This window comes from Verminephrobacter aporrectodeae subsp. tuberculatae At4 (assembly GCF_000193225.1).
Lineage (GTDB): Bacteria > Pseudomonadota > Gammaproteobacteria > Burkholderiales > Burkholderiaceae_C > Acidovorax > Acidovorax aporrectodeae.
In genome coordinates this window covers 1-7,415 of record NZ_AFAL01000490.1, presented here as the reverse complement: position 1 = coordinate 7,415, position 7,415 = coordinate 1, and the positions used below count along the sequence as shown (strand labels likewise).

9 protein-coding genes are annotated in these 7,415 nt (G+C 67.7%); 1 reads left to right on the top strand and 8 read right to left on the bottom strand.

Annotated features, from left to right (window positions below; translation table 11 throughout):
• The 8 genes from VTU_RS27675 to rpsB form a co-directional block, all read right to left on the bottom strand.
• Positions 1-449, bottom strand: a 449-nt coding sequence (locus VTU_RS27675; RefSeq protein ID WP_010105962.1) for a site-2 protease family protein, incomplete at its 3' end; no start/stop codon positions are given.
• Between the two features lie 27 nt (positions 450-476).
• Entirely contained in the window at positions 477-1,655 is a 1,179-nt protein-coding gene (gene dxr / locus VTU_RS0115915) for a 1-deoxy-D-xylulose-5-phosphate reductoisomerase (protein WP_010105960.1), read from the bottom strand.
• Positions 1,652-2,509: a phosphatidate cytidylyltransferase gene (locus VTU_RS0115910; protein WP_010105958.1), complete on the bottom strand. Its 858-nt coding sequence runs from the start codon at positions 2,507-2,509 to the stop codon at positions 1,652-1,654. Before VTU_RS0115910 ends, dxr begins: the two co-directional genes overlap by 4 nt.
• A 196-nt stretch (positions 2,510-2,705) precedes the next feature.
• The gene (gene uppS, locus VTU_RS0115905; protein WP_010105955.1) at positions 2,706-3,428 is read right to left on the bottom strand and encodes a polyprenyl diphosphate synthase; all 723 of its coding nucleotides are present in this window, start codon (positions 3,426-3,428) and stop codon (positions 2,706-2,708) included.
• 37 nt (positions 3,429-3,465) lie between these two features.
• Positions 3,466-4,026 carry a ribosome recycling factor gene (frr, locus tag VTU_RS0115900; RefSeq protein WP_010105953.1) on the bottom strand — a complete coding sequence of 187 codons (561 nt, stop codon included), beginning with the start codon at positions 4,024-4,026 and terminating at the stop codon, positions 3,466-3,468.
• Positions 4,027-4,062: 36 nt separating this feature from the next.
• Entirely contained in the window at positions 4,063-4,785 is a 723-nt protein-coding gene (pyrH, locus tag VTU_RS0115895) for a UMP kinase (RefSeq protein WP_010105951.1), read from the bottom strand.
• Between the two features lie 37 nt (positions 4,786-4,822).
• Positions 4,823-5,758: a translation elongation factor Ts gene (gene tsf / locus VTU_RS0115890; protein WP_029554470.1), complete on the bottom strand. Its 936-nt coding sequence runs from the start codon at positions 5,756-5,758 to the stop codon at positions 4,823-4,825.
• A 116-nt stretch (positions 5,759-5,874) separates the two neighbouring features.
• Entirely contained in the window at positions 5,875-6,627 is a 753-nt protein-coding gene (gene rpsB, locus VTU_RS0115885) for a 30S ribosomal protein S2 (protein WP_010105949.1), read from the bottom strand.
• Positions 6,628-7,005: 378 nt separating this feature from the next.
• On the opposite strand from rpsB, the gene VTU_RS27670 reads away from it, so the two are divergent.
• The coding region (locus VTU_RS27670; protein ID WP_010105948.1) for an NAD(P)H-hydrate epimerase at positions 7,006-7,415 on the top strand (410 nt) is incomplete at its 3' end.

Here is a 7,415-nt window from a genome sequence, read left to right as displayed (position 1 = left end):
TCGACCAGTTCCCCGCCGCGCAGGCCCGCAGCGTGCGCCACCGATCCCGCGACCGGGCTGGCGAGCACGGCCCGGGGCTCCTCCACCCCGATCCAGTTGACGGTGGAATACAGCAGCACCGCGAGCAGCAGATTCGCGCCCGGCCCCGCTGCCACGATCGCGGCGCGCGCCCAAAGGGGCCGGGTATTGAAGGCCAGGTGGCGCTCCTGCGGCAGCACGGGGGCTTCGCGCTCGTCGAGCATGCGCACATAGCCTCCGAGCGGAAAAGCGGCCAGCACGAACTCCGTCGGCGACCCCTTGGGCTGCCAGCGCAGCAGGGGCCGGCCCCACCCCACGGAGAACCTCAGCACCTTCACCCCGCAGGCCACGGCGACCCGGTAGTGCCCGTACTCGTGCACCGTGATCAGCAGGCCCAGGGTCACGAGGAAGGCGGCGATGGTCAGCAGCATGGGGATGGGTGCTCTCGGGGGTAACGATCAGGCGGCCAGCAGGCCGGCGGCATGCTCGGCCGCGCAGCGCGCCTGGGCGTCCAGGCTCAGCAGGGCTTCGAGCGAGTCCGGACTGTAGGGCGAAATCCGGTCCAACGTGGCGAGGTTGACCGCATGGATATGGTCGAAGCGCAGGCGCCCGGACAGGAACGCGGCCACGGCCACCTCGTTCGCCGCGTTGAGCACGGCGGCAGTCCCCTCGGCGGCGTTCAGCGTCTGCCAAGACAGATGCAGGCCGGGAAACCGCACGGCGTCAGCGTCTTCAAACGCCAGCGTGCCCAGGGCCGAGAAATCCAGCCGGCTGGCGCCGCTGGCGATGCGCTCGGGCCATGCCAGCCCGCAGGCGATCGGCACGCGCATGTCGGGCGTTCCCAGTTGGGCCAGGATCGACGCGTCCCGGAACTGCACCATCGAATGGATGATCTGCTGCGGGTGGATCACGACCTTGATCTGCTCGGGCCGCAGGTCGAACAGCCAGCGCGCCTCGATCACCTCGAGCGCCTTGTTCATCATCGTCGCCGAATCCACCGAGATCTTGCGCCCCATGCTGAAGTTGGGGTGCGCGCAGGCCTGCGCCGGCGTGATCTGCGCCAGCAGCGCCGGGTCGCAGCCGCGCAGCGGCCCCCCCGAGGCCGTGAGCAGAATGCTGTCGACGCGCTGCGGCCAAGTCTCGGGGTCTTCGGGCAGGCACTGGAAAATCGCCGAATGCTCGCTGTCTATGGGCAGCAGCGTGGCGCCGCCTTCGCGCACCGCGCGCATGAACAGGCCGCCGCCCACGACCAGCGCCTCCTTGTTCGCCAGCAGCAGGCGCTTTCCCGCACGTGCGGCGGCCAGGCAGGGCGCGAGGCCCACCGCGCCGACGATGGCCGCCATGACGGCGTCCACCTCGGCGTGCGCGGCGATCATCTCAAGCGCATCCGGCGCCAGGAGAAGCTGCGTCGGCAGGCCGTTGGCCTGCAACTTTTCCGCCAGCAGCCGCGCATGGGCCCCGCTGCTCATCACGGCGAACCGGGGACGGAACTGCGCGCATTGCGCCAGCAGCAGGTCCACCTGGGTGGCCGCGCTGAGCGCGAACACCTCGAAGCGGTCCGGGTGGCGCGCGAGCACGTCCAGCGTGCTCACGCCGATGGAGCCGGTGGAGCCCAAAATGGTGATTCGTTGTTTCATGCTGGTCGCACCAAAGCCGTGAGCATCATCGCCAGCGGCAGCGTGGGCAGCAGCGCGTCCACCCGGTCGAGCACGCCACCATGCCCCGGCAACAGGGCGCTGCTGTCCTTCACGCCCGCGCTGCGCTTGATGAGCGACTCCAGCAGGTCGCCGGAGACCGCCATGGCGACCATGAACAGCGCCGCGAGCACCAGCCAGAACCAGCCCGGTTGCGCCATGCGGCTGTAGAAACTGGGCACGGCCGCCTGCCAATGCGCGTCCGCGGCGACCCAGACGACAGCCAGCAGCAGCACGCCCGCAAGCCCGCCCCAGACGCCTTCCCAGCTCTTTCCCGGGCTGATCGACGGCGCCAGCCGGCCCTGCGTGAAGCGCAGGCCGAAGGCGCGTCCGGAGAAATAGGCAAAGATGTCCGCCACCCACACCAGCAGCAGCACCGAGAGCAGAAAATTCACCCCGACCCCGCGCGCCTGCACCACGGCCAGCCAGGCCAGCCACAGGGCGAGCAACCCCGCCGCGAGCCGCCCCGCTGCGGGGATGCGCGGCCAACCGGGCACCCCGGCGCGCAGCAGCCAGGCACAGGCCAGCACCCAGAGCCCGCCGCCCACGACCCAGAGCCCGGTCAGCGGGCGCTCCAGCCAACCCAGCGCCCAGGACGCGGCGCACAGGGCAACGCACGCGGCGCCCACGGCGCAGGAGCCGGACTGGCCGAGACCGCTCAGGCGCCCCCACTCCCACGCCGCTGCGGCGATGAGCGCCAGCGCCAGCAGCGCGAACGGCACGCCGGACGGAAAAAACAGCGCGGGCAGCAGAACGGCCAGCAGGACCAGGGCAGTGATGACGCGCTGTTTGAGCATGGAGCCTTTTTAGCCCGATCAGTGCGCTGCCCCGTAAACAGTTGCACGCAATGAGGTCGGGGCATTCGCGCCCGGGGCGAGGCGCAAATCCCCGCGCTGGCCGGAGCCAGCGCGGGGGAATGCAACGCCACCATGGGTGCGGAAACGCGGTTTCATATGCAGGTATTTGCGCGACGGCTACACGGAATCAGGGGAATCAGCAGGAGTGCACGGACAGCAGTTGTTCGGAAGTTTTGCCAAAACGGCGCTCGCGTCCCCGGAAGGCCGCAAGCGCTTCGTCCAGCGCCGGTTCGTCGAAGTCCGGCCACAGCCGGTCGCTGAAGAACAGCTCGGAGTATGCGGCCTGCCACAGCAGGAAGTTGCTGATGCGCATCTCGCCCCCGGTGCGGATCAGCAGGTCCGGGTCGGACACGTGCGCCAGCCCCAGCGCGCCGTGCAGGCTGGCCTCGGTAATCGGCTCGCCGCGCGCCGCGAGCGCCGCGGCGGCCTGCGCGATGTCCCAGCGGCCGCCATAGTTGAAACAGACGTTGAGCACCAGGCGGGAGTTTTCCGCCGTCGCCGCCTGCGCCTGCGCCAGACCGGCGCACACCTTGGGCGACAGGCCCTCGCGCTCGCCCACGAAGTACAGACGCACACCGTCGCGCTGGAGTTGCGGCACTTCGCGCGCCAAGGCCTGGACCAGCAGTTCCATGAGGCCGGAGACCTCCTCGGCAGGACGGCCCCAGTTTTCGCAAGAGAAAGCAAACACGGTCAGCACCGCCACGCCGCGCTGCGCGCAGGCACGCGCGCAACGGCGCAGGGTGTCTACCCCCTGCCGGTGTCCCTCCAGGCGCGGCAGAAAGCGGCGCGTGGCCCAGCGGCCATTGCCGTCCATGACGATGGCAATGTGGCGCGGGCCCCCCTGCGGCGGTACGGACATGGAGAACGATGCTTGTCGTGAGAACCGATGAGGGCCTTCAGACGGCCATGATTTCCTGCTCCTTGGCCACCACCAACGCGTCGATCTCGGCGATGTGCCGGTCGGTGAACTTCTGCACGTCGGCCTCGGCGCGCTTTTGCTCGTCCTCCGACGCCAGCTTGTCGCGCACCAGCTTCTTCACGGATTCGTTCGCGTCACGGCGCAGGTTGCGCACGGCGATCTTGGCGCTCTCGCCCTCGGTGCGCGCCAGCCGGGTCATTTCCTTGCGGCGCTCCTCGCTCATGGGCGGCATGGGAACGCGGATCAGATCGCCCACCGAAGCCGGATTCAGGCCCAGCTCGCTCTCCCGGATGGCCTTTTCGATCTTCGCGCCCAGGCCCTTTTCCCAGGGCTGCACGCTGATGGTGCGCGCGTCGATCAGCGCCACGTTCGCGACCTGGCTCAGGGGCACGAGCGCGCCGTAGTACTCGACCTGCACCGTGTCGAGCAACGCCGGGTTGGCGCGGCCCGTGCGGATTTTCTGCAGATTGCTCTTGAACGCCGTGATGGACTGGTCCATCCTGGTTTCCACGGTTTTCTTGATTTCGGCAAGCGTCATTTTTTCTCCTCGGGAACGGCGACCCCATGCAGGTGGTCAGGCGTAGACCAGCGTACCTTCGTCTTCTCCCATCACCACGCGCTGGAAGGCGCCATGTTTGACGATGGAGAACACCCGCACGGGCAGTTTCTGGTCACGGCACAGAGCGAACGCGGTCGCGTCCATGATGCCCAGATTGCGCGCCATGGCCTCGTCGAAGCTGAGCTTCGTGTAGCGCGTGGCCTTGGGGTCCTTCTGGGGGTCGGCAGTATAAACGCCGTCCACCTTGGTCGCCTTGAGCACCACCTCGGCGCCGATTTCCGCGCCGCGCAGCGCGGCTGCGGTATCGGTGGTGAAAAACGGGTTGCCCGTTCCCGCGGCAAACACGACGACCTTGCCTTCTTCGAGATACTGCAGGGCCTTGGGCCGCACGTAGGGTTCGACCACCTGCTCGATGCCGATGGCCGACATCACCCGCGCCACCAGACCCTGCTTGTCCATCGCGTCGGCCAACGCCAGCGCGTTCATCACGGTGGCGAGCATGCCCATGTAGTCGGCCGTTGCGCGGTCCATTCCGACCGAGCCCCCGGCCACGCCACGAAAAATATTGCCCCCGCCGATGACCACCGCCAGTTGGACACCCAGGCGCGTGACTTCGGCGATCTCCTCGACCACGCGCACGATGGTCGCGCGGTTGATGCCGAAAGCGTCGTCGCCCATCAGCGCCTCGCCAGACAGCTTGAGCAAGATGCGCTTGTGGACTGGTGCGGCGTGCGGCATGGCAAATTTCTCCGGTGGCGGGGCGGGACGGGGACGATCAGGCGGCGGCCTTCGCGGCAGCGACTTGGGCGGCCACTTCGGCGGCGAAATCGTCGACCTTCTTCTCGATGCCCTCGCCCACGACGTAGAGCGTGAAGCCCTTGACCGTGGTGCCGGCGGCCCTGAGCATCTGCGCCACGGTCTGCTTGTCGTTCTTCACGAAAGCCTGCTCGAACAGCGCGACCTCCTTGAGGTACTTCTGCACGCCGCCTTCGATGCGCTTGGCGACGATTTCGTCGGACTGCCCGGGCCGGCCCTCGGCCTCGGCCCGGGCCTTGTCTTCCGCGGCCTTGGCACTTGCCACCGCGCGCTCCTTGTCGATCAGCGCGGCGGGCACCTGCGCGCTGGTCAGGGCCACGGGCTTCATCGCGGCGATATGCATGGCCACGTCCCGGGCGGCGGTTTCATCGCCGTCGAATGCGACCACGACACCGATGCGCGTGCCGTGCAGGTACGAGGTCAGCCGGTCACCGCTGCCAAAGTATTCGAAGCGGCGAAACGACATGTTCTCGCCGATCTTGCCGACGAGGCCCCGGCGCACGTCCTCCAGCGTCGGACCGAACCCGTCCTGCGCGTAGGCCAGCGCGCCGAGCGCGGCGATATCCGCGGGCCGGTGCCGGGCGACCAGTTCGGCTGCGGCCCGGGCCAGCGCAATGAAGCTGTCGTTCTTGCTCACGAAGTCGGTTTCGCTATTCACCTCGATCAGGGCGCCCCGGGTGCCATCGCCGGCGTCGCTGATATGGCAGGCCACCACACCCTCGGCGGTGATGCGCGACGCCGCCTTGCCCGCCTTGGTGCCGAGCTTGACGCGCAGCAGTTCCTCGGCCTTGAGCATGTCGCCACCCGCCTCGGTCAGCGCCTTCTTGCATTCCATCATGGGCGCGTCGGTCTTGCCGCGCAGTTCGGCGACCATGCTTGCAGTAATTGCAGCCATCATGTCGTATTCCTTCCTTGTCGGTTGAATCGGACCCGGTCTGGATCCGGGCTGAAAAAAAGGGGCTCACCAGCCCCACTTTGGTTTGGTTTGCGACGCAGCGCGCAGCCGGGAGATCAGACCGCGGGCTCCTGCACCTCGACGAATTCGTCGGAGTTCTCGGACACGATGGCCTTGACCACTTCGTTGACCGCGTTCGCACGGCCATCGACGATCGCGTCGGCGATCCCGCGCGCGTACAGCGTCACCGCCTTGGCCGAGTCGTCGTTGCCCGGGATCACGTAGTCGATGCCCTCGGGCGAATGGTTGGTATCGACCACGCCGATCATCGGAATGCCGAGCTTCTTGGCTTCGGCCACGGCGATCTTGTGAAAGCCCACGTCGATGATGAAGATGGCGTCGGGCAGCACCGCCATGTCCTGGATTCCGCCAATGTCCTTTTCCAGCTTCTCGATCTCGCGCGAGAACGTCAGCTGCTCCTTCTTGCTCAGGCTGTCGAGGCCGGCTTCCTGCTGCGTCTTCATGTCCTTCAAGCGCTTGATCGAGGTCTTGACGGTCTTGAAATTCGTCAGCATGCCGCCGAGCCAGCGCTGGTCAACGAAGGGCACGCCGGCGCGCTGCGCCTCGGTGGCCAGGATTTCACGCGCCTGGCGCTTCGTTCCCACCATCAGGATGGTGCCGCGGTTGGCGGCCAGTTGCCTGACGAACTTCTGCGCCTCCTGGAACAGCGGCAGCGACTTTTCCAGGTTGATGATGTGGATCTTGTTGCGATGGCCAAAGATGTAGGGGGCCATCTTGGGGTTCCAGAAGCGGGTCTGGTGACCGAAATGGACACCGGCCTCCAGCATTTCGCGCATGGTGACTTGCATAAAAAAACACTCCAAAGGTTGGGTCTGAAATCCAGCCCCAATACTTGCGCTGTCGGTGCTCGGCACGACAGACGCAACACCTTTCCGGGGCTGGTTTGCGATTGGTTTTGCCGCGGCCGCCGCGCATGCACTCGTCCGGGCTCGCGTAGCGCACTGCCCCTCATCGGACATTGCCAGCTTGCACAGCCCCGCCCCCCTACCCTTGGGGGCATGGGGCAGCATCCAGCAAAACCCGGAGATTCTAGCACGCCCATGCTCCTCCCCGAGCCCACTCGCAACCGCCAGCGCTGCGCCGGGGGAACTGCCGGTCGGGCCGATACCATCGACACCACCGATACCGCAAAAACAATAGCAGCAAGCCCTCCCCCACGGCCCGCCATGCAGCGCATCAGCCCGCACCAGCCCCATCCCCTGTTCGATACCGCCGCGACACGCCGCATCGAGCATGCGGCCGCAGCCGTGCTGCCCGCGCACACGCTGATGCAGCGCGCAGGCCTTGCGCTCGCGCAGCTGGCGCAGGCACTGGCGCCGCATGCCCGCACGGTATGGATTGCATGCGGCCCCGGAAACAACGGCGGCGACGGCCTGGAGGCGGCCCGGCACCTGCAACGCAATGGGCGCCAGGTGGTGCTGACCTGGCTGGGTCGCCCCGACGCGGCCCCTGCCGACGCGCAGGCCGCCTGGCAGCGCGCCCGGGCCACCCCCGCAGTGCAATGGGCCGACGCCGCGCCCGATGGCCTCCGGGCCTGCGACCTGTGCATCGACGCCCTGCTGGGCATTGGCGTCGG